Below are 25,099 nucleotides of genomic sequence, written 5' to 3'. Positions count from 1 at the left end.
CTCGCGGGGCTCGACCTCGGGACCCGAGACTCGGGGCCATGGTGACCGAGGCAGCACCAGCGGCCGATCCCTCGATGATCGGCACAGCCCACGCGGCCTTCCGGCGTGACCTGGCCCGGACCCGGATCGTCGTCGCCGGCGGCGCCGGGGACAGCCGACGGACGGCGCTCGGCGAGCACGTGCTGTGGCTGATGGGTGCCCTGCACCGCCATCACGAGGCCGAGGCCGCGCTGTACCCCCTCGTGGTCGACCACGACCCGGCGGTGGCGCCGCTGGTCGCGACGGTCGACGCCGAGCACGGGGTGATCGCGCCCGCGGTCGGGGTGCTGGAGGAGGCGGCGCGGGAGTTTCGCGACGGGGCCGACCGGGAGGTGCTGCTGGCCGCGCTCACCGGTCTCGACTCCGTGCTGCTGCCGCACCTGGAGCGGGAGGAGGCCGAGCTGGTGCCCGTCGCCGCCGGGAGCCTCACGGACGAGCAGTGGCATCGCTGGCACCAGGGCCGCACGGCCGGTACGACGACCGCGGCGCAGCGGGCCCTGGAGGTGCACTGGCTGATCGACGGCGCCGACCCGGGGACCCGCGCCGCGGTGCTGGCCCGGCTGCCCGCCGTACCCCGTGTGCTGCACGGGCTGCGACGGGCCTACGCCCGGCGGTTCCGGGAGCTGTGGGCGGGGACGCCCGCGGCCCGGGTGCCGGCGCTCACGTTGCAGAACCACGCCGACTGGAGCTGACGACCCCGGCGCGCCCTACCGCTTGCGGGTCACCAGGACGCTCACCCGGTCCTTGCTGGCCCTGATCGACCTGGTGCCGGGGTAGGTCACCACGAGGGTGTGCCTGCCGACCCGCAGCCGCCTGACCCGGATGCTCACCCGGCCCTTGCCGTCGACCCTGCCGGACGCCACCTTCTTGCCCCTCAGGGTCACGACGACCCGGCCGGTCGGCCGCGCCGACCCGGGCACGGTGACCAGGGCCCGGACCCGGACCTGCCTGCCGGCCACGACGCGCTTCGGGGCGGAGGCCGCGGTCCTCGAGGTGGCCTTGGCGACCTTGACGGTGACCGTCTTCGAGGCGGCGGCGTTCCTGCTGTCGCCCGGGTAGCTGACGGTCACCCGGTGGCTGCCCACCGCCAGGCTCGCCGGCAGCGCGATTCTCGCCCGGCCGGCGCTGAGCGTCGCCGTACCGAGGCTCCGGCCGCCCTCGGTGGCCGTGACCGTCCCCGCCGGTATCCGGCCGGCGACCGCCACGTCCAGCCGGTGCGGCCGACCGTACGTCGACGGCTCGGGCGCGTGCGTGACCCGCACGGCGTCGGCCTCCGCCACGCAGACCGTGACCTCGATGTCGTCGACGTACCAGCCGTCGAGGCCGGTGCAGCCGTCCCGGCCGACGTCGAACCGGAACCGCACCTGGGCGCCGGGCCCGGCGCCGGGAATCCGGCTCAGGTCGACGATGGAGGTGCCCCACGAGCCGCCGGGCTCGTTGCCGTTGGTGCCGGTGAAGGCCACCTGGCCCGCCATCGGGTTGGTGTTCTTCTTCTCGGCGGTCTCCAGCGTCTCGCCCGGCGCGTTGAAGACGTACGCCGCCGCCGGGACGATCTGGTAGGGAGCGCCGCCGACGCTGACCTTCACGTTGCCGCCGTCCCACCGGACCTCGGTGGCCACGTAGTGGTCGAAGGAGAGTCGCGGTGAGCTGCCGGCCGGGACGGTGATCGCGGGACTGATCGGCCCGTTGCGGCTCGAGATGTCGTCCGCGTCGCCCTGGCAGCTGCCGGCGGCGGGAGTCGGCGCGAAGGCCACGCCACCCGGGTGAGCACCCGGTGCCGACGCGTTGGCCCGCCACGCGATGCCCGTGGCGCCGGGGTAGACGACCTCCACGTCCTGGGACCAGCCGGCGAGACCGTCCTCGAAGTCCTCGGCGAACGCGACCTCGGTGCGGAAGCCCGCGCCGCACAGCGCCGGGGTCGCCGGGTCGAGGATCGGCCCGAAGGCGCACTGGACCGGCTCTTCGCGCAGCTCGGTCGCCCGGATGGCGGAGGCCACGGCAGTGCAGTCGGACGCGGTGATCGGGTCCGCGAGGGGCGCGGCGACCTGGGCGCCGCCGGTGGTGCCGGTCCCGATGGCCAGCTGCTTGATGTCCTCCCCGGTCAGGTCGGCGCAGGACGCCTCGAGGCCGTCGGCCAGGTCGGCGAAGGTCGAGGTCCGGGTGAGGTACTCGGTCTGGGTCCGCCAGAAGAGGTGGGCGGCCCGGTCGAGCCCGATCGCCGGCACCGCGACGCCGTTGGAGGAGGCGCTGCCGTCGACCATCAGGGCGAAGGTGTGGTTGACCACCCCGGAGTTGGTGTGGACGCCCCCGCTGTCGTCGGTGGAGCAGACGTACTCCTCGTCGGAGACCTTGCCCGGGTCGCCGTAGCAGGTGGGGTTCCACAGGTCGCGGATCGCGCCGCCGAACTCCGGGTCCTCCTCGCCCGAGAGCCAGCGACCCGACGGGTCGTCGGTCACGGTCGACGCGGCGATCCGGACGGTGCTGGTGCCGGCGGTCTTGAAGCGGACGCCCGAGTCGGCGTCGACCTGCAGGGCCGGGAGGTCGAAGGTGTCCTCGTTCATGTCGAAGGGCGCGTACGTCGGGTCGGAGCCGACGATGATGCCGGCGGCGCCGGCGGCCGCGGCGCGCTGACCCTGGCTGGTGTAGCTGCAGCCGAGCGGGCCGAGGTTCTCGTCGACGTAGACCCAGTTGCCGGCGATCGCGGCGGCGTTGGTGAACCCGGAGCAGCCGTCGGTGCTGCTGCCGCTGGCGGCGCTGTCGGCGCCGACCACGACCTCGGGGGTGATCGGGTCGACGGCGAACGTCGGTCCGTCGGAGGCCGCGACCGCCCGGCAGGGGCCGGCGGCGCTCGCGGGCGCGGTGATCTGGACCGTGATCAGGGTCGGGCTGTGGACGGAGCAGCCGCCCTCGGCGCGCGGGGCCTGGTCGTGGTCGTCCATCCGGTCGTTGAGCAGGTCGACCGTCTCGCCCCAGATGTCGGAGTAGGCCTCGTTCATCGCCCCCGACTGCCACTGGTAGACGAGCTCGGAGGTGTACTCGGTGTAGGCGTGGCCCCACTCGTGCGCGACCGTGTCGTCGGAGCTGACGCCCGAGCAGTAGTTGGTGGAGATGCCGTTCCAGCTGGCGTTCGGGCACTGGATCTGGGGATCGTTGTTGACCGTGAGCATCTTCGCGCCGAGGCCGTCGTACGAGTCGTAGCCGAAGGTGTTCTTGAACAGCCAGTACGTCTCGCCGGCGCCCAGGACCTCGTTCTCCTGGTCCTGGGTGAGGTCGGCGGGGAAGAGGTCACCCTCCTCCCACTCCAGAGTGCGGGTGTCGTCGCTGTAGTCGTCGCGCGTGCCGTTGTCGTGCGCCTCGTACAGCTCACGGTCGAGCGCGTGGGCGATCATCGACCAGCGGTTCACCGGCTTGCCGGTGCGGGCGTCGAGGATGACCGTCTCGCGGGTGTCGTCCTGGTTGCTCACCTCGACGACCCAGGAGAGGACCGGGCTGCCCTCGACGCCGCGCGTCGAGCCCAGCCGGTAGACCATCAGCTCGGTGCTGACGGCCTCCAGGTCCGGTGCCCCCGCAGTGGCGTCCCGGTCGCCGACCGGGGCGTTCCGGACCAGGTCGACGGCGCGCTCGGCGGCGTCGGAGCGGGAGAGGACCGGGGTGACGGAGAGGTCGAGGTCGGGTACGGCGAAGCCGTTGACCGCCGTGAGGTCGCCCTGGGCGTCGACGTGGGCCCGGAGCTCCCCACCGAAGACCGGGACGCCCCGGTAGGACTGGTGGTACTCGACCGTCCAGCCGCCGGTGGTGCTGCGCACCTCGCCCTGCTCCAGCTCGGCGCGGCGCGCGCCGAACGCGGCGGCGTACTCGTCGAGGTACGCCGAGGCCTTGGCGGCCGCGGACGTCCTCGAGGTCGCCTCGACCGAGGGGAGCAGGTCGCGAGCCCGGGCGAAGCCGACCCGGCCGGTCGCCGGCTCGGTCTCGACGCGGACCGAGCCATGGGCGTCGTCCTTCAGACGCTGCACGATCGAGGGCACGATCGAGGGCTCGGCCGGGGCGGGAGCGGCGATGGTCGGAGCCATGGGGACGGCCACGAGGCCGGCCCCCAGCAGCGCAAGGCTGAGCCCTTGCCGGACGGTCTTCACGATTGCTACCCCTCGGAGTGGACGAAATCGATCCGACGGCCCGGCCCGTCGCAGCCGAACCCTAGGGACAGGTGCTGGTTCCGGTCCAGGGGATCCGACACTTTTGGGTGAGGCGACCCGCAGCGAGGGATGGGCCGGACCGCCGCGAGTGACGACACGCCGCTCCGTCACTCGTGGGGTCCCTGTGGCGGGTGTGACGATCGCCTAGGGTCGGGAGCATGGCGACCCGTACGTCTTCCCCGCCGGGGTCGCGGAGCAAGAGCACGTCCACTTCCGGGTCGCGAGGCTCGGGACGAAGCGGCTCGAGCACCCGTGCCCGGAGTACCAGTACCAGCCGCACCAGTTCGTCGCGGACCGGCAAGCAGCCGGCCAAGCGACCCACGAAGCGCGCCCCCGCGAAGAGCTCTCGGGGGCGGACCTCGCGCCCGGCACCCCGAGCGGTGCGCAGCGGGCCCGGACCGGTCGCCCGACTGTTCACCGGGCTCGTCCGCGGCCTGGTCGCGGTCTGGCTCGCCGTCGCGCACGGCATCGGAGCGGCCGCTCGCGGCATCGGACGCAGTGCCCGAGACCTCGACCCGGCGCACCGACGAGACGGCGCCGGCCTGTTCCTCATCGGCATCGCCCTGGTGGTCGCGGCCGCGGTCTGGTTCCAGCCCGGCGGCGACGTCATGGGCTTCACCCGCACCGCGGTCGCCGGCACGGTCGGCAAGCTCGGCTGGTTCGTCCCGCTCGTCTTGGTGTGGACCGGCTGGCGGACCCTGCGCGACCCCGAGCAGAACGGCCCGGTCGGGCGTCAGGTGATCGGCTGGACGGCCGTCGCCTTCGGCGTGCTCGGCATCGTGCACGTCGCCAACGGCTCACCCGAGCCGATCGACGGCGACACCGGGCCGCTGCAGGACGCCGGCGGAGCCATCGGCTTCGTGGTCTCCTCGGTCCTGCTCGACCTGCTCCGCACGCCGTACGTCGTCGTGCCGCTGCTGGCCCTGGTCGCGTTCTTCGGCGTCCTCGTCGTCACCGCGACCCCGCTCTACCAGGTGCCCGAGCGGCTCGCCGAGCTCGGCGACCGGCTGCTCGGCCGCGAGCACTACGACGACGAGCCGACCCGCCCGGTGCGCACCCGGGGCCGCAAGGGCGAGGACGACGAGATCGACCCCGACCTCGGCGACCCGGCGTACGACACGCCCGTCCTGGAGGACCGCGAGGCCCGCAAGCGCGGCCGCAAGAAGGACGCGATCGACGTGGCGCTGGAGGAGGACGACCTGCACGACGTCGGCGTCGACCTCTTCTCGCCCGAGGCGGAGGACGAGGTCGAGGTCGAGGTCGACCTCGACCTGCCCCCGACCCGCGGCCCCGACGACACCGCGGAGCGTCCTGCGGTCAAGGGCGACCTGGTGCCGCCGCCGCACACCCCGCTGCCCGCCCGGGTCGAGCAGCTCGCTCTCTCCGGCGACGTCGTCTACTCGCTGCCGGCCGACGAGGTGCTCAAGCCCGGCTCGGTGCACAAGGCGAGGTCGAAGGCCAGCGACGCGGTCGTCGACCGGCTGATGCAGGTGATGGACGAGTTCACCATCGACGCCCAGGTCACCGGCTACACCCGCGGCCCGACGGTCACGCGCTACGAGGTCGAGCTCGGCCCGGGCGTCAAGGTCGAGAAGATCATGAACATCCAGAAGAACATCGCCTACGCGGTGGCCTCCGCCGACGTGCGGATCCTCTCGCCGATCCCGGGCAAGTCCGCGGTCGGCGTGGAGATCCCCAACGTCGACAAGGAGATCGTCTCCCTGGGTGACGTGCTGCGCTCCAACGCGTCCCGGTCGGCGCACCACCCGATGATCGCCGGGCTCGGCAAGGACGTCGAGGGCGGCTTCGTGGTCGCGAACCTGGCCAAGATGCCGCACCTGCTCGTCGCCGGCGCCACGGGCTCGGGCAAGTCGTCGTTCATCAACTCGATGATCACCTCGGTCCTGATGCGCTCCACGCCCGACGAGGTGCGGATGATCATGGTCGACCCCAAGCGGGTCGAGCTGAACGCCTACGAGGGCGTCCCGCACCTGATCACCCCGATCATCACCAACCCCAAGAAGGCCGCCGAGGCGCTGGCCTGGGTCGTGCGCGAGATGGACCTGCGCTACGACGACCTGGCCAACTTCGGCTTCCGCCACATCGACGACTTCAACAAGGCGGTCCGGGCCGGCACCGTCGAGCTGCCGGCCGGCTCGGAGCGCGTGCTGTCGCCGTACCCGTACCTGCTGGTGATCGTCGACGAGCTCGCCGACCTGATGATGGTCGCCCCGCGCGACGTCGAGGACGCGATCGTGCGGATCACCCAGCTGGCGCGGGCGGCGGGCATCCACCTGGTGCTGGCGACCCAGCGGCCCTCGGTCGACGTGGTCACCGGCCTGATCAAGGCCAACGTGCCGTCGCGGCTGGCCTTCGCCACCTCCTCCGTCACCGACAGCCGGGTCATCCTGGACCAGCCGGGTGCGGAGAAGCTGGTCGGCCAGGGCGACGGGCTGTTCCTGCCGATGGGTGCCTCCAAGCCGATCCGGGTGCAGGGGGCGTGGGTGACCGAGGCGGAGATCGCCCAGGTCGTCAAGCACTGCAAGGGCCAGCTGGAGCCGACCTACCGCGAGGACGTCACGGCTCCGGCCGCGTCCAAGCGCGACCTCGACGACGACATCGGCGACGACCTGGACCTGGTGATCCAGGCGGTCGAGCTGGTCGTGTCGACCCAGTTCGGCTCGACCTCGATGCTGCAGCGCAAGCTGCGGGTCGGCTTCGCCAAGGCCGGCCGGTTGATGGACATCATGGAGAGCCGCGGCGTGGTCGGACCCAGCGAGGGCTCCAAGGCCCGCGACGTGCTGGTCAAGCCCGACGAGATCGACGGCGTCATCGCGACCCTGCAGGGGGAGATGTGAGCGAACAGCTGCACGACCACGACCACGACCACGAGACCGAGACCGAGACCACCGATCGGGTCGAGGCCACCGCCCCGGCCACCGAGGTGACCGTGCGCCGCAACGCCGGCCTGGCCGGCGCCATCGGCGCCGCCGCGGCCGTCGTCGCGATCCTCTATCTCTCCCGCGCGAGCGGGTCCGGCGCCTGGCTGGACTGGGCCATCTGCCTGGTCATGGGCGTCGTCGCGGCGGCCTGGCTGCAGGCCTTCGTCGACGCCCGGACCCCGCTGCTGGTCGCGGACGCCCAGGGCCTGCGGGTCCGGCAGGGCCGGGCCTGGCACGGCATGCCGTGGGAGGCCGTCGAGGCGCTCGAGCACCTGCCGCGCACCAGCGTGCTGCGCGACGGCCGGCTGGAGGTCTTCCCGGTCGAGGGCGAGCCGCTGTCCGTGCCGCTGTCGCTCTCGGTCCGGGTCACCGGCGCCGGTGACGACCTCACCGCTGCCCTCGACGCCCTCGCCGCGGGTGCGGCCGAGGTGGTCGAGGTGTACGACGACTACGCCGACGAGCCGGAGTCCGCCGAGTCGGCGGAGGAGCCGGCCGAGGTGCCCGAGCCCGAGCCCGAACCCGCCGAGTCAGCACCAGTAGTGCTGACTCGCGCCGCCACTTCTGCTGACTCGGCGGAGGACGAGGCCGGGGATGTTGTGGAGGAGCGGCGGTTGCCCGACCCGCGGCCCTGGCTGGCCGGCGCGATCAACGGGCTGGCGCGGCTGCGGCGTACTCCTGCCGAGGGACGGGCCGACGGGCCGACCGAGGACGAGGCGATCTCCGAGGAGCAGGTGGCCGCCCAGGAGGACAGCACACCCACGCCGTCCCCGCTGCGCGACCCGGTCTCCGCCGCCCGCATCGAGGTCCGCAGCGACCTCGCGACGGCGGACGAGGACGACATCGAGCACACGGCGGTGCGTGCCCTGCGCCGCCCCGGCCGGGTCGACCTGGTCGAGGAGTCCGTGCCCGCCGAGTCAGCACCAGTGGTGCCGACTCGGACCACCATTGCTGATGACTCGGCGGTCGAGCCCGAGCCCGCCGCGGACCCGGTGATCGGTCCGCAGCTGGCCGCGGCCCGCGAGCGGCTCCGGCTGAGCGTGGACCAGCTGGCGGAGCGCACCCGGATCCGTCCGCACGTGATCGAGTCGATCGAGGTCGACGACTTCGCGCCGTGCGGCGGCGACTTCTACGCCCGCGGCCACCTCCGGACGCTGGCCCGGATCGTCGGCATCGACGTGGCCCCGCTGCTCGCGACCTACGAGGAGCGGTACGCCGACGCTCCCGTGAACGCCCGCCGGGTCTTCGAGGCCGAGCTGGCGACCGGCAGCGGCAGCATCCGCGGCACCCGGGGCGGGCCGAGCTGGTCGGTGCTCGTGGCGGCCGTGATGGTGCTGGTGCTCGCCTGGTCGGTCGCCCGGCTGTTCATGGACGGGACCGTCGCGCTCGACAAGGAGCCGCCGCTGGACGGCTCGGCCGGGCTGAGCAGCAGCGCGACCGGCTCGGTCACCTCGCTGCGGCTGGACGCGGCCGGCGGCGGCGCGGCGGTCAAGGTGGTCGACGGTGACGGACAGCTGGTCTTCACCGGCGACCTGGCCTTCGGCCAGGTGAAGACCCTGAAGAAGGTCGTCACGCCGATCAAGGTCACCAGCTCCGACGGCTCGCTCGTGGTCGCGCTGGGCGACGGCGACCCGAAGAAGATCGGGCAGACCGGCGAGCGCGCCACCCAGACCTACGTCGTACGCCGGTAGCGTCGCTCGGGCCGCCCGCCACCGCCGTACTGCAGGCGGACGGCGGAGCGGCCCTCGGCGACGAAGTGCTCCAGGTAGCGCCGCGCGCTGACCCGGGAGACCCCGACCCGCTCGGCACACTCGGCGGCTGACAGCTCGCCGTCCGCGAGGGCGGCGAGGACCAGGGCGGCGGTCTCCGGGCTCAGGCCCTTGGGGAGCGCGACCCGGGTGCGGCCCACCGGCGCGAAGACCGCGTCGATGTCGTGCTGGTCGGGCACCTCCGAACCGGCGAGTGCGCCGTGCGACTGGCGGAACGCCTCGAGGCGGGCGACGAGATCGTCGTACTCGAACGGCTTGACGAGGTAGTGCGCGGCACCCCCGGCGGAGGCCGCCCGGACCGTGTCGACCTCCCGGGCCGCGGTCACCACGATCACCCCGACGCCGTTGCCGGCACCGCGGAGCCGGCGCAGCACCTCGATGCCGCTGAGGTCCGGCAGGTGTACGTCGAGGAGCACCAGGTCCGGGGCGAGCCGCTGCACCTCGGCGATCGCGCTCGCGCCGGTGGCGGCCTGCCCGACGACGACGAAGCCGGGCGTGCGGTCGACGAACCGGGTGTGGATCGAGGCGACCATGAAGTCGTCGTCGACGACGAGCACGCGAAGGTCGCTACGAGCGTCGGTCATGGCTCAATCATGGAGGTCCTCGGCCGGGAGCCGGGCGGTGAAGACCGCGCCGTCCTCGTTGTGCACCGAGACGGAGCCGCCCCGGCGCTCGCACACGACCTGAACGAGGGCGAGCCCCACCCCGCGGCCGCTGGCGTCCGACGGCTTGGTGGTGAAGCCGCGGCGGAAGACCGAGGCCACCTGCTCGGTCGGTACGCCGGGTCCGGTGTCGGCCACCTGGAGGACGAGCTCGTCGCCGTCCACGAGCAGCCGGACGTCGACGCTCCCGGGCTCCCCGGTGGAGGCCACCGCGTCTACGGCGTTGTCGACGAGGTTGCCCAGCACCGTGCCGACGTCGGCCGACAGGTCGGGACCGAGTCGGGGGAGTGCGCTGTCCTCGTCGAGCCGGAGCTCGACCCGACGCTCGGCGGCGAGGCTGGTCTTGGCGATGAGCAGGGCGGCGACGGCCGGGTCCTCGACGATCCCGGTGACGGCGTCGCTGATCTCGGCGCGGCGCCGGGTCAGGGTGCCGATCAGCCGGCCGGCCTCGTCGTACTCCTGCAGCTGGAGCAGACCGGAGATGGTGTGCAGCTGGTTGCTGAACTCGTGGGTCTGGGCGCGCAGCGTCTCGGTGACGCCCTGGCGCGCGCTGAGCTCGCTCTGCATGGCGAGCAGCTCGGTGCGGTCGCGGAGCGTCACGACCGTCCCGGCGGAGCGCCCGGAGGCCTCGACCGGGTTGCGGTTGACCACGACGAGTCGGCCGTCGACGAGCAGCACGGCGTCCTGCACCTGGTCGCTCCCGGCCAGCAGGTCGCGGACCCGCGGCTCGAGGTCGAGACCGTCGAGCGGCCGGCCCTGCGCGTCGGGGGGCAGGTTGAGCAGCTCGCGGGCGCTCTCGCTGAGCACCGTGACGACGCCGTCGGCGCTGATCGCGACCAACCCCTCCCTGATCGAGGTCAGCAGCGCCTCGCGCTGGTCGGCCAGCGCGGCGATCTCGGCCGGCTCCAGGCCACGGGTACGGCGCTTGATGAGGCGCGACAGCAGCCACGAGCCCGCGCCGCCGAGCGCGAGGCCGAGGGCGAGGAAGATCAGCAGGTCGTCGAAGGCGTTGTCGAGCCGTTCGCTCAGGGGCGGGTACGTCTCCAGCATCACCACCCCGCCCACGAGGGTGCCCGCCGCCGGCGGCCCGTCGTCGGGGCTGTTGTTGGCGATCACCGGTACCGACACGGCGATCGCCCGTGCGCCGCGGTCGTCTGTCTCGCCGAACGAGCGGCGCCCGACCACCTCCTGCTCGCCGAGGTCGACCGCCTCGCCCTCGCGGGTGGGATCGGTGCTGACGAGCACGGTGCCGTCGGTGTCGGTCAGGAAGGCCACCGACGCGCCGACGTCGTCGGCCCGCTGCTGGAGCGAGAACACCAGCGCCATCCGGTCCGGCTCGCCCTCCAGGCCGTCCTGGACGGCCGCCGTGCTGGCGACCGCCTCGGCCGCCGAGGTCATCCGGTCACGTCGCTGGTCGCGGAAGTCCGCGTCGTTCTGCCGGACCGAGAACACGCTGACCACGACGAGGACGACCAGCAGCACGGCGAGCTGGAGGGCCAGGAACTGACCGGCGAGCGACACCCGTGCGCCACGTGACCACAAGTTCCACAACCTCCTTTGGTTACCGAAGCGTGACGGGTACCACATTGGTGGGGATGCTCGTCACCACGGAACCTGACAGGAGAAACATGCTGACGGCAACACGAGCGGTCGCGGCCGCGGTCGCGCTGGTCGCGGTGACCGCGTCCGCCGGGTGCGGAGTCACCCGGGGCGACGAGAGCCGCGACCTGGCGATGTGGATCCCCAACAGCCCCGGCGGGGGGTACGACCAGACCGGCCGCGCCGCGGTGAGCGTCTTCGACCAGACCGACATCACCGGCGGCGACTTCGAGGTCACCAACATCCTCGGCGCGGGCGGCTCGGTCGCCCTGACCCGGCTGATGGGCGCGTCCGGCGACGAGCACACGCTGATGACCATGGGTCTCGGCGTGGTGGGCTCGGCGTACTCCTTCGCCCTGCCCTACAAGGTCACCGACGCCACCCCGATCGCCCAGCTGATCGAGGACCAGGAGGGCGTGCTGGTGCCGGCGGACTCGCCGTACCAGACCATCGACGACTTCGTCGCGGCCTGGCAGGCCGACCCGTCCGGCATCGCCGTCGGCGGCGGCTCCAGCCCCGGCGGCCCCGACCACCTGTTCCCGATGCAGCTCGCCGAGGCGGTCGACATCAAGCCGTCGGACGTCCGCTACGTGCCGTACGACGGCGGCGGGCCGCTCACCAGCGCCCTGCTCGGCGAGAAGATCGCGGTCGGCTTCTCGGGTCTCGGCGAGTTCGAGGGCCAGATCGAGGCCGGCGAGCTGCGGGTGCTCGCCGTCTCCGGCGAGGAGCGGCTCTCGGGTGAGTCGGTCAAGGACGCGCCCACGCTGACCGAGTCGGGCATCGACCTGGTGTTCACCAACTGGCGCGGGGTGCTCGCGCCGCCGGACATCTCCGACGAGCGCCGCGACGAGCTGATCGGGTTCATCGAGGAGATGCACGCGACCCCGGAGTGGGAGCAGGCCCTCGAGGACAACGGCTGGACCGATGCGCTGAAGACCGGCGACGAGTTCGGCGAGTTCCTGAACGAACAGGACGCGCGCGTCGCGTCGACCCTGGAGGAGGTCGGTCTGCTGTGACCGAGACGAGCCACGAGACCACCCCGCCGGCCACCGAGCCGGTCCGGATCGACCGCGCCCAGTTCGGACTGGCCGGCTTCCTCGCCCTGCTGGGCGGCTACACCCTGTACGACGCCACCACCCTCGAGGTCGGGTTCGCCGACCCGGTGGGCCCGCGCGTGTTCCCGTACGTCATCGGCTCGGCGCTGCTCCTGCTGGCCGTGCTGCTGGTCATCGCGACCCTGCGCGGCTCGCGCCCGGAGGCCGACGACGGCGAGGACATCGACCTGGACACCCCCGCGGACTGGGTGACGGTCGGCAAGCTCGTCGGCGTCCTGGTCTTCACGATCGCGACCATCAGCGTGCTCGGCTGGGCCATCTCCGGGGCGCTGCTCTTCGCGGGCGCCGCCTGGGCGCTCGGCAGCACGACGCTGGTGCGGGACGTGCTCGTCGGCATCGTGATGTCGGTGGCCAGCTGGTACGGCTTCTACGTCGGTCTCGGCATCCCGCTCAGCCCCGGCCTCCTGGACGGGATCCTCTGATGGACAGCCTCAACCTGCTGTGGGGCGGCCTCGAAGCGGCCGTCACCCCCGAGAACCTGCTCTGGGCCGCGCTCGGCGTGCTGCTCGGCACCTTCGTCGGTGTGCTGCCGGGCATCGGCCCGGCCATGGCCGTGGCGCTGCTGCTGCCCGTGACCTACGGGCTGGAGGCCACCCAGGCCTTCATCATGTTCGCCGGCATCTACTACGGCGGCATGTACGGCGGGTCGACGACCTCGATCCTGCTCAACACCCCCGGTGAGTCGGCGTCGGTGATGACGGCGATCGAGGGCAACAAGATGGCCAAGGCGGGGCGGGCCGCGCAGGCGCTCGCCACCGCCGCCATCGGGTCGTTCATCGCCGGCACCATCGGGACCATGGGCGTGGTCTTCTTCGCCCCGGCGCTCGCCGAGGTGGCGGTCAAGATCGGCGCGCCGTCGTACCTCGCGATCACGGTGATGGCCCTGGTGCTGGTGACCGCGGTGCTCGGCAGCTCCAAGCTGCGTGGCTTCATCGCGCTCTTCATCGGCCTGACGATCGGCCTGGTGGGCCTGGACCTGAACACCGGGCAGCCGCGGCTGAGCTTCGGCACCACCCAGCTCGCCGACCGGCTCGACATCGTGGTGGTGGCGGTCGGCATCTTCGCGCTCGGCGAGGCCCTCTGGGTCGCCGCGCACCTGCGTCGTACGCCGTTGCAGATCACGCCGGTCGGCCAGCCCTTCATGGGCAAGGAGGACTGGAGGCGCTCGTGGAAGCCGTGGCTGCGGGGGACCGCGCTGGGCTTCCCGTTCGGCGCGATCCCGGCCGGCGGCGCCGAGACCCCGACCTTCCTGTCCTACCTGGCCGAGAAGAAGCTCACCAAGCACCCCGAGGAGTTCGGCAAGGGCGCCATCGAGGGCGTGGCGGGGCCGGAGGCGGCCAACAACGCCTCCGCGGCCGGCACCTTCGTGCCGCTGCTCGCGATGGGCCTGCCGGTCACCGCGACCGCCACGATCATGCTGGCCGCGCTGCAGAGCTACGGCATCCAGCCGGGGCCGCAGCTGATGACCGAGCAGCCCGACCTGGTCTGGACGCTGCTGGCCAGCCTGCTGATCGGCAACACCATGCTGCTCGTCCTCAACCTGCCGCTGGCGCCGCTGTGGGCGAAGCTGCTGCGGGTGCCGCGGCCCTACCTCTACGCCGGCATCCTCTTCTTCGCCTCGCTCGGTGCCTACACGGTCAACCTGGACGCCTTCGACCTGTTCCTGCTGCTGATCTTCGGGCTGCTCGGCCTGGCCATGCGCCGCTTCGGCCTGCCGGTGCTGCCGTTGATCCTCGGCGTGATCCTCGGGCCGATCATGGAGTCCAAGCTCCGCGAGGCGCTGGCCCTCTCCGGCGGGGACGCCTCCGGGCTGGTGAACGAGCCGCTGTCGGTGATCGTCTACGTGCTGATCGCCCTCTTCCTGGCGGTGCCGATCGCGGTTCGCTACCTCCTCCCGTCCCGCTTCGACAGGACCGACGACCCCACGGACGGCGACCCGTCCGACGATCGAGAGCTGGTGGACCGATGAGCACGATCCTGGTGGGCTTCACCCCCGACGAGTTCGGCCGGGCGGCGGTGAAGCACGCCGCTGCCGAGGCCCGGCAGCGCGGCTACGGCCTGCTGATCGTCAACGGCAGCAAGGGCGACGCGTTCGTCGACCAGCGGTTCGCCGCCCCGGAGGTCCTCCAGCACGTCGGGGACGACCTGGACGGGGTCACCTTCGAGGTCCGGCAGGTGGTGGCGGCCGACGTGGCCGACGAGCTGCTCCGGGTGGCCGAGGACGAGGGGGTCCGGCTGATCGTGCTGGGCCTGCGCCGTCGTACGCCGGTCGGCAAGCTGCTGATGGGCAGCGTCGCGCAGCGGGTGATCCTGGGCGCGGTCTGCCCGGTGCTGACCGTGAAACCGGACACGGAACCCGTCTGATCGGGGGTCGCGGTTCGCGGGCGGGGTCCCCGGGCGGTCATACTCGGGAACGACCATGAGCCAGACCACTGAGACGACCCCCGCCCGCGACACCCTGCTGTCGGTCGCCCTCGTGACCCTCGGGTGTGCCCGCAACGAGGTGGACTCCGAAGAGCTCGCGGGCCGACTGGAGGCCGACGGCTTCCTGCTGGTCGACGACCCGGCGGACGCCGACACCGTCGTCGTCAACACCTGCGGCTTCGTCGAGGCGGCCAAGAAGGACTCGGTCGACACCCTGCTGCAGGCCGCCGATCTCAAGGACACCGGCCGCACCCAGGCCGTCGTGGCCGTGGGCTGCCTGGCCGAGCGCTACGGCAAGGACCTGGCCGAGTCGCTGCCCGAGGCCGACGCGGTGCTGGGCTTCGACGACTACCCCGACATCGCGGCGCGGCTGCGCTCGATCGTGGCGGGGGAGACCCACCAGGCGCACACCCCGCAGGATCGTCGCCGGCTGCTGCCGATCTCGCCGGCCGAGCGCGACGCCACCACGCTGAGCGTGCCGGGCCACGCGGTCGCGACCAGCGGGGACGTCGGCATCGGCGGTCCGGTGACCGGGCCGCGCGGGCTGCGTCGCCGGCTCGACGGCGGCCCGATGGCGCCGCTGAAGCTCGCGAGCGGCTGCGACCGACGCTGCACGTTCTGCGCGATCCCGGCGTTCCGCGGATCGTTCGTCAGCCGACGGCCCGCCGACGTGCTGGCCGAGGCGCACTGGCTGGCGAGCCAGGGAGCCCGCGAGCTGTTCCTGGTCTCGGAGAACTCCACGTCGTACGGCAAGGACCTCGGCGACCTGCGCCTCCTCGAGATGCTGCTGCCGGAGCTGGCCGCGGTCGACGGCGTCGACCGGGTCCGGGTCTCCTACCTGCAGCCCGCCGAGACCCGGCCGGGGCTGATCGAGGCGATCGCGACGACGCCGGGCGTGGTGCCGTACTTCGACCTCTCCTTCCAGCACGCGAGCGCCACGGTGCTGCGCCGGATGCGTCGCTTCGGTGACCCCGAGAGCTTCCTGGGCCTGCTCGACCAGGCGCGCCGGCTGGCGCCGACGGCGGGCGTGCGGTCCAACGTGATCGTCGGCTTCCCCGGCGAGACCGAGGACGAGCTGCAGACGCTGTGCGACTTCCTGGTCGCGGCCCGGATGGACGTCACCGGCGTCTTCGGCTACTCCGACGAGGACGGCACCGAGGCGGCGACGTACGACGGCAAGCTCGACGAGGACGAGGTCCGCGCCCGCACCGAGCACGTGCAGTCCCTCGTCGAGGAGCTCAACGCCCAGCGGGCCGAGGAGCGGATCGGCGAGGTCGTCGAGGTGCTCGTGGAGTCGGTCGACGAGGGCGAGGTCGCCGGCCGGGCCGCCCACCAGGGTCCCGAGGTCGACGGCACGACGTACCTGCCCGGTGCCACGGCCGAGGTGGGCGCCCTGGTCTCGGCCGTGGTGGTTGCCACCGACGGCGTCGACCTGATCGCCGAGGAGGTCTGAGTGAGCGGGATCGAGCAGCAGCGGGTCAGCAACTTCAACCTGCCCAACGTCCTCACGACCCTGCGGATCGTGCTGGTCCCGTTCTTCGCCTGGGCACTGCTGATCGACGGCGGTGAGTCGATCACGTGGCGCACCGTCGCCTGGGTGATCTTCGCCGTCGCGATGATCACCGACAAGATCGACGGCGACATCGCCCGCGCCCGCAACCTGGTCACCGACTTCGGCAAGATCGCCGACCCGATCGCCGACAAGGCGATCACCGGGATGGCGCTGATCGGGCTCTCGATCGTGGGCGACGTCTGGTGGTGGGTCACCGTGGTGGTGCTCCTGCGCGAGTGGAGCGTCACGCTGCTGCGGCTCTCGGTGCTGAAGAAGGTCGTGATCGCGGCCAAGGACCTCGGCAAGCTGAAGACCACCTTCCAGGCCCTGGCGCTCGGCGGCCTGATCCTGCCGCTGCGCGACGAGGACCTCCCGAGCTGGCTGCAGACGCCCGGCGAGGTGCTGTTCTACGTGTCGCAGGCGTGCCTGGTGGTCGCCGTGGGGCTGACCCTCTGGTCCGGCTTCGAGTTCTACCGCGACGTGTGGAAGCAGCGCGCCCGGTTGCGCTGACACCCGCGCGACCTACGAAATCCGGGCACCACAGCGGTTAGGGTCCGAGGCACACACCGACCTCGGGAAAGGCCCCCTCCGCCGTGCCAGCTCCGCATCCCTCCCGCCGCGTCCTGCGCGCCGTCGCCTCCGCCACGGCCCTCGGCCTGGCCGGGACCGCACTCAGCGTGGTGGCCGCGCCCGCCGCCCACGCCGCCGACCCGGTCGAGCTGCAGCTGCTCAACCTCAACGACTTCCACGGCCGCATCGACGCGAACACCACGAAGTTCGCGACCACCGTCGAGAACCTCCGGGCGGCCGAGCCGAACACGCTGCTGCTCTCCGCCGGCGACAACGTCGGCGCCACAGTGTTCGCCTCGAGCGTCCAGCAGGACAACCCGACCATCGACGTCCTGAACGCCCTGGGGCTGAAGAGCTCCGCGGTCGGCAACCACGAGTTCGACAAGGGCGCCGCGGACCTCACCGGCCGGGTCGAGGCGCGGGCCGACTGGCGCTACCTCGGCGCGAACGTCTACCGGAAGGGCACCACGACACCGGCGCTCCCGGAGTACGACACCTTCGAGGTCGGCGGGGTCACGGTCGGCGTCATCGGGGTGGTCACCCAGGAGACGGCGACCATCGTCTCGCCCGCCGGCATCGCCGACCTGGACTTCGGGAACCCGGTCCAGGCCGTCAACCGGGTGGCGGCGCAGCTCACCGATGCCGACCCCAGCAACGGCGAGGCCGACGTCGTGGTGGCCGAGTACCACGAGGGCGCCGGGGTCGGCGAGCCCGCCTCCACCCTGGCCGGCGAGGTCGCGAAGGGCGGGGCGTTCGCCTCGATCGTCAACGACACGGTCGCCGCGGTGGACGTCATCTTCACCGGCCACAGCCACGCCACCTACGCCTGGGACGCGCCCGTCCCCGGCGCCGCGACGACGCGACCGATCGTGCAGACCGGGTCGTACGGCGCCAACCTCGGCCAGGTCACGCTGACCTACGACCCCGACACCGATGCGGTGACGGCGTACGACGCCGCGAACGTCGCGCGGGTCGCCCAGGAGAACACCGCGCTCCCGGCGGTCGCGAAGGTCAAGACCATCGTGGACGCGGCGCTGGCCAACGCAGCCCAGGTCGGCAGCCAGGCGGTCGGCCGGCAGGTCGGTGACATCACCACCGCCTTCACCGGCGGGACCTACACCGGCGGCCGCTACACCGGCGGCAGCCGTGACGACCGGGCCTCGGAGTCGACGCTCGGCAACCTGGTCGCCGAGACCCTCCTCGCCGGACCCGCGGTCGGCGACCCTGACTTCGGGGTCACCAACCCCGGCGGGCTGCGTGCCGAGCTGCTCGCGGCCGGCGACACGAGCCAGAACCCCCTCAACGCCGACCGGGTGATCACCTACGCCGAGGCCGCGGCCGTGCTGCCGTTCGGGAACACCGTCGCCCTGGTCGAGCTGACCGGGGCGCAGATCGACCAGCTGTTCGAGCAGCAGTGGCGCAACGACGCCGAGGACCCGTACCTCCAGCTCGGGGTGTCGGACAACCTGCGCGTGACCGCCGACCCGAGTCGGCCGGCCGGCGACCGGATCACCTCGATCCGGCTCGACGGCAAGGTGCTGGAGCCGGCGACGCCGTACACCGTCTCCACGCTGAACTTCCTCGCCGGGGGCGCCGACGGGTTCACGGCCTTCTCCCGGGGCAAGGTGACCGACACGGGCATCCTCGACATCGAGATGTTCGCCGCTCACCTGCGCAAGGCCGGGACGGTGCGTCCGGACTACGCCCGCCAGCAGGTCGAGGTGAGCGGCACGCTGCCCGACACGATCACCGCTGGTGCGCAGGTCGACGTCGACCTGGCCGACCTGGACCTGACCTCGCAGGGCAGCCCGGCCAACACCCGGGTGAAGGCGTTCGCCGTCTCCGGGGCGAGCTACCGCGAGCTCGGCACCTTCCCGGTCACGAACGGGGCCGCCTCGGTGGACCTGACCGTGCCCGCCGACCTGGCGGGGGAGCAGGGTCTCGCCCTGGTCGCCGAGCCCAGCCGGACCGTCGTCGGCGCCGCGCTGCCGAAGCTCGCCTCGACCCTGTCTGCCCCGCTGCCGGCGAAGCTCACCTACGGCCAGGGCTGGTCGGTCCCCGTGACCGTCAGCGGGCCCCTCGCCGCCGCCGGGCGGGTGCGGCTGATGGACGGCGACCGGCTGATCCGGCGAGCCGACCTGGTCGACGGCAAGGTCACGCTCGAAGTGAGCGGGCGGGCCCTGGTGCCCGGCTATCACCGACTCCGCGTCGCCTACCTCGGCGACGACAACCTGGCCTCGAACGCCGGATCGGAGACCCGGGTGGGCGTCGCCAAGGCCGCCCCGCGCAAGCTCCTGCTCGACGTCAAGGCCAAGCGGATCGTCGTACGCCGCCACCGCCCGCTGCTCGCCATCCGGGTACGGCCGCCGACCACCCTCGACAGCGTGAGCGGGACGGTCCGGGTCGTCATCGTCGGGGGCCAGCGGGTCCGGCTGCCGCTCGTCAACGGCCGGGCCGTGATGTGGCTGCCCGCGTTCCGGGTGCCCGGCAGGAAGCGGATCCAGGTGACCTACCTCGGCAGTGCGACCGTCAAGCGGATCTCGCGCACGATCCGGATCCGCGTGTCCCGACGCTAGTCCCGGACGCACGTAACGACCTGGCGCCGGCCGGGGGCCCAGGGGCCCCCGGCCGGCGTCGTCGTACCGGGCAACGGTAGATCCCGACAAAGAAGCCGCGGCGGTTTGGCGGAGGCTGCGGTAGTCCTCCGCCGTTGTCCCGACTTGGGTCAAGTTGTTACGTCGCGTTCACGCGATCAACAGGACAGGTTCCCGTTTCGGCGGGTTACGGTCGCCCCGTTCGCTCGTGTCGTCGAAAGGTCCCCCCACGTGTCCTCACGCACCCGGCAGCGCGTCTCCGCTGCCCTCGGCCTCGGTCTGGCCGTCGCCGGTCTGCAGCTCGTGTCGCCGCCGATCGCCTCGGCCGCCAGCTCCGGCATCGTCATCTCGGAGTTCTACGGCAACGGCGGCAACGCCAACGCCGTCAGGAACGCCGACTTCATCGAGCTCTACAACCCAACAGCCAGCCCGATCGATCTGGCCGGCACCTCGGTGCAGTACCGCTCGGCGACCGGGGCGGCTGTCGCGAGCGGCGTGGCCACGCTGTCCGGCACCGTCCAGCCCGGGAAGACCTTCCTGGTCCGGCTGACGGCCCCGACGGCCAACGGCACCAACCTGCCGGCCGCCGACCTGGTCGCCACCGGTGTCCTGGCGGGCGGCACGAACGGCACGATCTGGATCGCCAACGGCACGTCGGCGATCAACCCGGGGACCGCGTCGGTCCTGAACAACCCGCAGGTCATCGACCTCGTCGGGTTCGGCACGTCGAACACCTACGAGACGGCTGCGGCGACCGGAGTCACCGACAACACGAAGTCGTTCAGCCGGACCACGGTCAGCACCGACAACGACAACAACAGCACCGACTTCGCCGCGGGCACGCCGACCCCCACCAACGCGGCCGGCGAGACCCTCCCTGAGGTCGTGCCGTTCTCCGCGGCGGACCCGGGCGACAAGAGCGTGTTCGTGGGTCAGGCGATCGCGCCGATCACCCTCACCGCCGTCAGCGGCACCGCGCCGATCACCTGGCAGACGAGCCCGCTCCCGGCCGGCCTGACGCTGGCGGGCAACCAGATCACCGGCACGCCGACGACCGTCGGCACGACTGAGGTCACCATCACGGCGACCGACGCCAGCACTCCGGCCCAGACCGACACCGAGACGTTCTCGATCACCGTGTCCGAGGTCCCGGCGGCCAAGACGATCGCCGAGATCCAGGGCGACGATTCGTCCTCGCCCGAGGTCGGCAAGACCGTGGTGACCACGGGCGTCGTCACCGCCATCTACCCGGCCGGGGGCTTCAACGGCCTGTACCTCCAGACCCCGGGCGCCGACACGGACGGCTCGTCCGACGCGATCTTCGTCTACGGCGGTCCCACCTACGCCAACATCCCGACGGGCGTCGCCCTCGGCGACTCGATCCGGGTCACGGGCGCCGTCTCCGAGTTCAACGGCCTGACCCAGATCTCGCCGACGTCGCCGTCGGGCGTGACCGAGGTCGACCCGCTGGGCACCGTGACGCCGCGGTCGATCGCCTACCCGACCACCGAGGCCACTCGCGAGGACCGCGAGGGTGAGCTGGTCTCCCCGACCGACACCTTCACGGTCACCAACACCTACAACCTCAACACGTTCGCCGAGATCGGGTTGGCGACGGGGAACGCCCCGTTGCGCCAGCCGACCGAGTACGTCCGCGACGACGACAGCACCGGCCTGGCCGTCATCAAGGCGGAGAACGCCGAGCGCGCCGTCTCTCTCGACGACGGTTCGTCGCTCAACTACATGACGAACGCGACGGCCAAGAACCAGCCGCTGCCGTGGCTCTCGCCGAGCAACCCGATCCGGGTGGGCGCCGAGGCGACGCTCACGGATCCGGTGGTGCTCGACTGGCGCAACAGCACGTGGAAGTTCCAGCCGACCGCGCAGGTGACGGACAGCGGCGCCGACGTCGCCACCTTCACGAACACCCGGACGGGCAACGAGAACCCGGTGAACGTGCCGGGCGACCTCAAGATCGCCACGTTCAACGTCCTGAACTACTTCAACACCACCGGCGAGGACTACCTCGAGAACGGGGCTGCGGCCCGCCTGACGGTGGACTGCGACTTCTACGAGGACCGCGCCGGCAACCCGATCGCGGTCGACTCCTGCGGCACGGTGGTGAACGGCGAGATCACCGGAAACGGGGTGCGTGGGGCGGCCACCGAGGACAGCTTCCTGCGGCAGCAGGCCAAGATCGTCACGGCGATCAACCGCCTCGACGCGGACATCGTCGCCCTGGAGGAGATCGAGAACTCGATCAAGCTCCCGGGTGAGGGCAACAACCGCGACGACGCACTGGTCGCCCTGGTGAACGCCCTCAACACGGACGCGGGCTCCACCACCTGGAAGCTGGTCACCAGCCCGACCGAGGCCGTCCAGTCCGGTGCGGTCGGTCTCCAGGACGTCATCCGGTCGGCCTTCATCTACAAGCCCCAGACCGTCGACCCGGTCGGGGCCTCCGACCTGTACCTCGACGAGTCCGCCAACGCGAACGCAGCGACCGGCACGCCGGCAGGTGTGTTCGCCAACGCCCGCGAGCCGCTGGCCCAGGCGTTCAAGCCCCGCGGGGCGCTCGACTCCCAGTCGTTCGCGGTGATCGCCAACCACTTCAAGTCGAAGGGCGACAGCGACCCGGCCGCGACCGGCGACAACGCCAACAACGCCGACACCGGCGCTTTCAACGGCGACCGCACGCGCCAGGCGCAGAAGCTGGCGGCGTTCGCCGAGCAGTTCGCCTCCGCGCGCGGCATCGAGGCGGTGTTCCTCGCGGGTGACTTCAACTCCTACACCCACGAGGACCCCATGCACGTCCTCTACACCGCGGGCTACGAGGCTATCGAGTCCAGCCAGGGCGGTGAGGAGACCTACTCCTTCAGCGGCCTGTCCGGGTCGGTCGACCACGTGCTCGGCAACGAGGCCGCCATGGACCTCGTCGTGGGTGCCGACATCTGGGACATCAACGCGGCCGAGTCGATCGCGTTCCAGTACAGCCGTTTCAACTACAACGCCACGAACTTCTTCCAGGGCGACAGCCCGTTCGCGGCCTCCGACCACAACCCGGCCATCGTGGGTCTCGACCTGGAGGACTACGGGACCGACTACTCCACCATCCAGCTGCTGGCGACCAACGACTTCCATGGCCGGCTGTTGCCGGACGGTGCGAACGGCGCCGGTGCGGCAGTGCTGGCCGGCGCGGTCAAGGAGCTCGAGGCCGAGAACCCCGACACCGTATTCGCAGCGGCCGGTGACCTGATCGGTGCCTCGACGTTCGAGTCGTTCATCCAGGACGACGAGCCCACGATCGAGGCGCTCAACGAAGCCGGACTCGACGTCTCCGCAGCGGGCAACCACGAGTTCGACAAGGGCTACGACGACTTCCTCGGGCGGGTCCACGACCGTGCGGACTGGGAGTACATCGCGGCCAACGTCGAGGCTCCCGCGGGCGAGCCGGAACTGGCCGACTCCTGGACGGAGACCTTCGACACCGACGCCGGCGAGATCAAGGTCGGCTTCGTCGGTGCGGTGACCGAGGACCTGCCGTCGCTGGTGGCCCCGGCGGGCATCGCGGGCGTCACCGTCACCGACATCGTCGACGCGACCAACGCGGCGACGGCCGAGCTGAAGTCCGGTCCCGATCCCGCCGACCTGGTGGTCCTGCTCGTCCACGAGGGTGCCTCGCAGGCGACGTACACGTCCGCCACGGACGAGACGACGGCCTTCGGGCACATCGTGAACAACGTCGACGACGACGTCGACGCGATTGTCTCCGGTCACACGCACCTGGCGTACAGCTTCGCCGTACCCGTGCCCGGTTGGGCGGACCGTGCGGTCAAGACGCGACCGGTCGTCTCGGCCGGCCAGTACGGCACCAACCTCAACCAGTTGCTGTTCACCTACGACAACGACACCGACGACCTGGTCGCGGTGGCGCAGGACATCGTCGGCGTCGCCGGCGCCGGCTTCGAGCCGGACGCCGAGGTCGCGGACACGGTCGCCGCCGCGAAGGCCGAGGCGGACATCCGCGGTGCCGTGAAGGTCGGCGAGATCGAGGCCCCGTTCAACCGGGCCAAGCTGGGCGACACCACGACGGAGAACCGTGGTGGCGAGTCGACGCTGGGCAACCTGGTCGCGGAGGTCCAGCGGTGGGCGACGGAGACCCCCGAGGCCGGGGCGGCGCAGATCGCGTTCATGAATCCCGGCGGCCTGCGGGCGGACATGATCGGGACCGTCTCCGGCGCCGAGCGCAACCTCACCTACAAGGACGCCGCAGTCGTCCAGCCCTTCGCCAACACCCTGGTGAACATGGACCTGACCGGCGAGCAGATCGAGAAGGTCCTCGAGCAGCAGTGGCAGCGCGACTCGGCGGGCAACGTGCCGTCCCGCGCCTTCCTGCGGCTCGGCGTGTCCGAGGGCCTGACCTACACCTACTACCAGTACGACGACCCGGCGAAGCCCGGTCAGCAGCTGGGCGAGGTGACGGGCATCTGGCTCGACGGGGCGCCGATCAGCCCGACCGCGAGCTACTCGGTGACGGTGAACTCCTTCCTGGCCTCGGGCGGCGACAACTTCTTCGAGCTGAACAACGGCACGGGGAAGGCCGACACGGGCAAGGTCGACCTCGAGGCGATGATCGACTACCTCGAGGAGTTCGCGGAGACCGACCCGCTGCCGGTCGACTACAGCCAGCGTGCGGTCGGGGTGCGGTTCCCGGCCGGGGCGCCCGCGACCTACGGCGCCGGGGACCGCGTCGTCCTCGACGTCTCCTCCTGGTCGATGTCGACGGGCGCCGACATCGTGGACACCGAGCTGCAGGTGAAGCTCGGGGCGCAGGTGCTGGGCACCTTCCCGGTCACCACGACCATCGGCACCGCCCAGACCGACGAGCAGGGCACGGCCTCGGTCGACGTGGTGCTCCCGGCCTCGGTGTCGAACGGTGCGGTGCTGACCCTGGAGGGGGCGTCGACGGGCACCAAGGTCCCGGTCCCACTGGCGATCCGGTCCGGGCCTCGGACCACTCCGGTCTCGGTCGGCGACGTGAGCCTCGCCTACGGCAGGACGGCGTCGGTGAAGGTGACGGTCGACGCCGCTGCCACCGGCACCGTCCAGGTGAAGCTGGGCGCCGGGGTGCTCGGCTCCGCGCCGGTCGTCGGTGGGGTCGCCACGGTGATCCTGCCGGCCAGGTCGCTCGCCCCGGGTCGGGTGACGCTGACGGCGTCGTACTCCGGTGACGGCACCTTCGCGCCGGCGTCGAAGACGTTCGGGGCGACGGTGGCCAAGGCACGTTCGGTCATCCGCGGCTCGGTCAAGCCCAAGAAGGTCGTCGTCAGGCGCACCAGGGCGACGCTCACCGTCCGGGTCGCCGGAGCCGACGGCGTCAAGGCCACCGGGAGTGTGCGGATCACCGTCACGGGCCAGAGGTCGAGGACGATCACGGTCCGCAACGGCCGGGCGACGCTGAAGCTGAAGGCGTTCTCCAGCACCGGCCGGAAGAAGGTCACGGTCCAGTACCTCGGCAGTGCGCTGCTGGAGCGGAGCAGCGAAAAGCTGGCCTTCACGGTGCGCCGGAAGCGCTAGCACCCGCACGACGCGCGGTGGGAGTCGGTCCTCGGGACCGGCTCCCACCGGCCGCTCTCGGGGGGC

The 25,099-nt window shown here is 71.9% G+C and carries 14 protein-coding genes; 11 read left to right on the top strand and 3 right to left on the bottom strand.

Features of this window, described 5'->3' with window-relative positions:
* The first annotated feature begins 38 nt into the window (after window positions 1–38).
* Entirely contained in the window at window positions 39–731 is a 693-nt protein-coding gene (locus MUB56_RS19660; RefSeq protein ID WP_244928701.1) for a hemerythrin domain-containing protein, read from the top strand.
* A gap of 15 nt (window positions 732–746) precedes the next feature.
* On the opposite strand, the gene MUB56_RS19655 is transcribed toward MUB56_RS19660, so the two are convergent.
* Window positions 747–4,172, bottom strand: a complete 3,426-nt coding sequence (locus MUB56_RS19655; protein WP_244928700.1) for a M4 family metallopeptidase — start codon at window positions 4,170–4,172, stop codon at window positions 747–749.
* Window positions 4,173–4,390: 218 nt separating this feature from the next.
* Between MUB56_RS19655 and MUB56_RS19650 the strand changes: the two genes are divergently transcribed.
* Window positions 4,391–7,090 carry a DNA translocase FtsK gene (locus MUB56_RS19650; RefSeq protein ID WP_244928699.1) on the top strand — a complete coding sequence of 900 codons (2,700 nt, stop codon included), beginning with the start codon at window positions 4,391–4,393 and terminating at the stop codon, window positions 7,088–7,090.
* A complete protein-coding gene (locus MUB56_RS19645) occupies window positions 7,087–8,862 on the top strand; it encodes a helix-turn-helix transcriptional regulator (protein ID WP_244928698.1) in 1,776 nt (591 codons plus the stop codon). Before MUB56_RS19650 ends, MUB56_RS19645 begins: the two co-directional genes overlap by 4 nt.
* Here MUB56_RS19645 and MUB56_RS19640 read toward each other — a convergent pair.
* Together MUB56_RS19640 and MUB56_RS19635 are read right to left on the bottom strand one after the other, a co-directional pair.
* Window positions 8,844–9,524 (bottom strand): response regulator, encoded by a 681-nt coding sequence (locus MUB56_RS19640; RefSeq protein WP_244928697.1) that lies wholly within the window; start codon window positions 9,522–9,524, stop codon window positions 8,844–8,846. The two genes, MUB56_RS19645 and MUB56_RS19640, sit on opposite strands and share 19 nt — an antisense overlap.
* A 3-nt stretch (window positions 9,525–9,527) precedes the next feature.
* Window positions 9,528–11,123, bottom strand: coding sequence for an ATP-binding protein (locus MUB56_RS19635; RefSeq protein ID WP_244928696.1), 1,596 nt, complete (start codon window positions 11,121–11,123; stop codon window positions 9,528–9,530).
* A 107-nt stretch (window positions 11,124–11,230) separates the two neighbouring features.
* Between MUB56_RS19635 and MUB56_RS19630 the strand changes: the two genes are divergently transcribed.
* The 8 genes from MUB56_RS19630 to MUB56_RS19595 all read left to right on the top strand — a co-directional run bounded on the left by MUB56_RS19630 (window position 11,231) and on the right by MUB56_RS19595 (window position 25,033).
* Complete coding sequence (locus tag MUB56_RS19630; RefSeq protein WP_244928695.1) at window positions 11,231–12,217, top strand: tripartite tricarboxylate transporter substrate-binding protein; 987 nt, start codon at window positions 11,231–11,233, stop codon at window positions 12,215–12,217.
* Window positions 12,214–12,738 (top strand): tripartite tricarboxylate transporter TctB family protein, encoded by a 525-nt coding sequence (locus MUB56_RS19625; RefSeq protein WP_244928694.1) that lies wholly within the window; start codon window positions 12,214–12,216, stop codon window positions 12,736–12,738. The genes MUB56_RS19630 and MUB56_RS19625 overlap by 4 nt, the downstream gene beginning before the upstream one ends.
* Window positions 12,738–14,285 (top strand): tripartite tricarboxylate transporter permease, encoded by a 1,548-nt coding sequence (locus tag MUB56_RS19620; protein ID WP_244928693.1) that lies wholly within the window; start codon window positions 12,738–12,740, stop codon window positions 14,283–14,285. The genes MUB56_RS19625 and MUB56_RS19620 overlap by 1 nt, the downstream gene beginning before the upstream one ends.
* Complete coding sequence (locus MUB56_RS19615; protein WP_244928692.1) at window positions 14,282–14,680, top strand: universal stress protein; 399 nt, start codon at window positions 14,282–14,284, stop codon at window positions 14,678–14,680. The genes MUB56_RS19620 and MUB56_RS19615 overlap by 4 nt, the downstream gene beginning before the upstream one ends.
* Window positions 14,681–14,777: 97 nt before the next feature.
* The gene (gene rimO / locus MUB56_RS19610; RefSeq protein ID WP_244932448.1) at window positions 14,778–16,193 is read left to right on the top strand and encodes a 30S ribosomal protein S12 methylthiotransferase RimO; all 1,416 of its coding nucleotides are present in this window, start codon (window positions 14,778–14,780) and stop codon (window positions 16,191–16,193) included.
* Window positions 16,194–16,802 carry a CDP-diacylglycerol--glycerol-3-phosphate 3-phosphatidyltransferase gene (gene pgsA / locus MUB56_RS19605; protein ID WP_244928691.1) on the top strand — a complete coding sequence of 203 codons (609 nt, stop codon included), beginning with the start codon at window positions 16,194–16,196 and terminating at the stop codon, window positions 16,800–16,802.
* Between the two features lie 83 nt (window positions 16,803–16,885).
* A complete protein-coding gene (locus tag MUB56_RS19600) occupies window positions 16,886–19,438 on the top strand; it encodes a 5'-nucleotidase C-terminal domain-containing protein (RefSeq protein WP_244928690.1) in 2,553 nt (850 codons plus the stop codon).
* Between the two features lie 249 nt (window positions 19,439–19,687).
* Entirely contained in the window at window positions 19,688–25,033 is a 5,346-nt protein-coding gene (locus MUB56_RS19595) for an ExeM/NucH family extracellular endonuclease (protein ID WP_244928689.1), read from the top strand.
* Window positions 25,034–25,099: the final 66 nt, after the last annotated feature.

It is taken from the genome of Nocardioides sp. W7 (assembly GCF_022919075.1).
In the GTDB taxonomy this organism is placed as follows: domain Bacteria; phylum Actinomycetota; class Actinomycetes; order Propionibacteriales; family Nocardioidaceae; genus Nocardioides.
This window is presented reverse-complemented; position numbering and strand designations above follow the sequence as displayed.

What these genes read in the sequence shown, in the direction of transcription:
- MUB56_RS19660 (WP_244928701.1), top strand. Translation starts at nt 39, where the DNA reads ATGGTGACCGAGGCAGCACCAGCGGCCGATCCCTCGATGATCGGCACA.
- MUB56_RS19650 (WP_244928699.1), top strand. Translation starts at nt 4,391, where the DNA reads ATGGCGACCCGTACGTCTTCCCCGCCGGGGTCGCGGAGCAAGAGCACG.
- MUB56_RS19640 (WP_244928697.1), bottom strand. Translation starts at nt 9,524, where the DNA reads ATGACCGACGCTCGTAGCGACCTTCGCGTGCTCGTCGTCGACGACGAC.
- MUB56_RS19630 (WP_244928695.1), top strand. Translation starts at nt 11,231, where the DNA reads ATGCTGACGGCAACACGAGCGGTCGCGGCCGCGGTCGCGCTGGTCGCG.
- MUB56_RS19620 (WP_244928693.1), top strand. Translation starts at nt 12,738, where the DNA reads ATGGACAGCCTCAACCTGCTGTGGGGCGGCCTCGAAGCGGCCGTCACC.
- MUB56_RS19615 (WP_244928692.1), top strand. Translation starts at nt 14,282, where the DNA reads ATGAGCACGATCCTGGTGGGCTTCACCCCCGACGAGTTCGGCCGGGCG.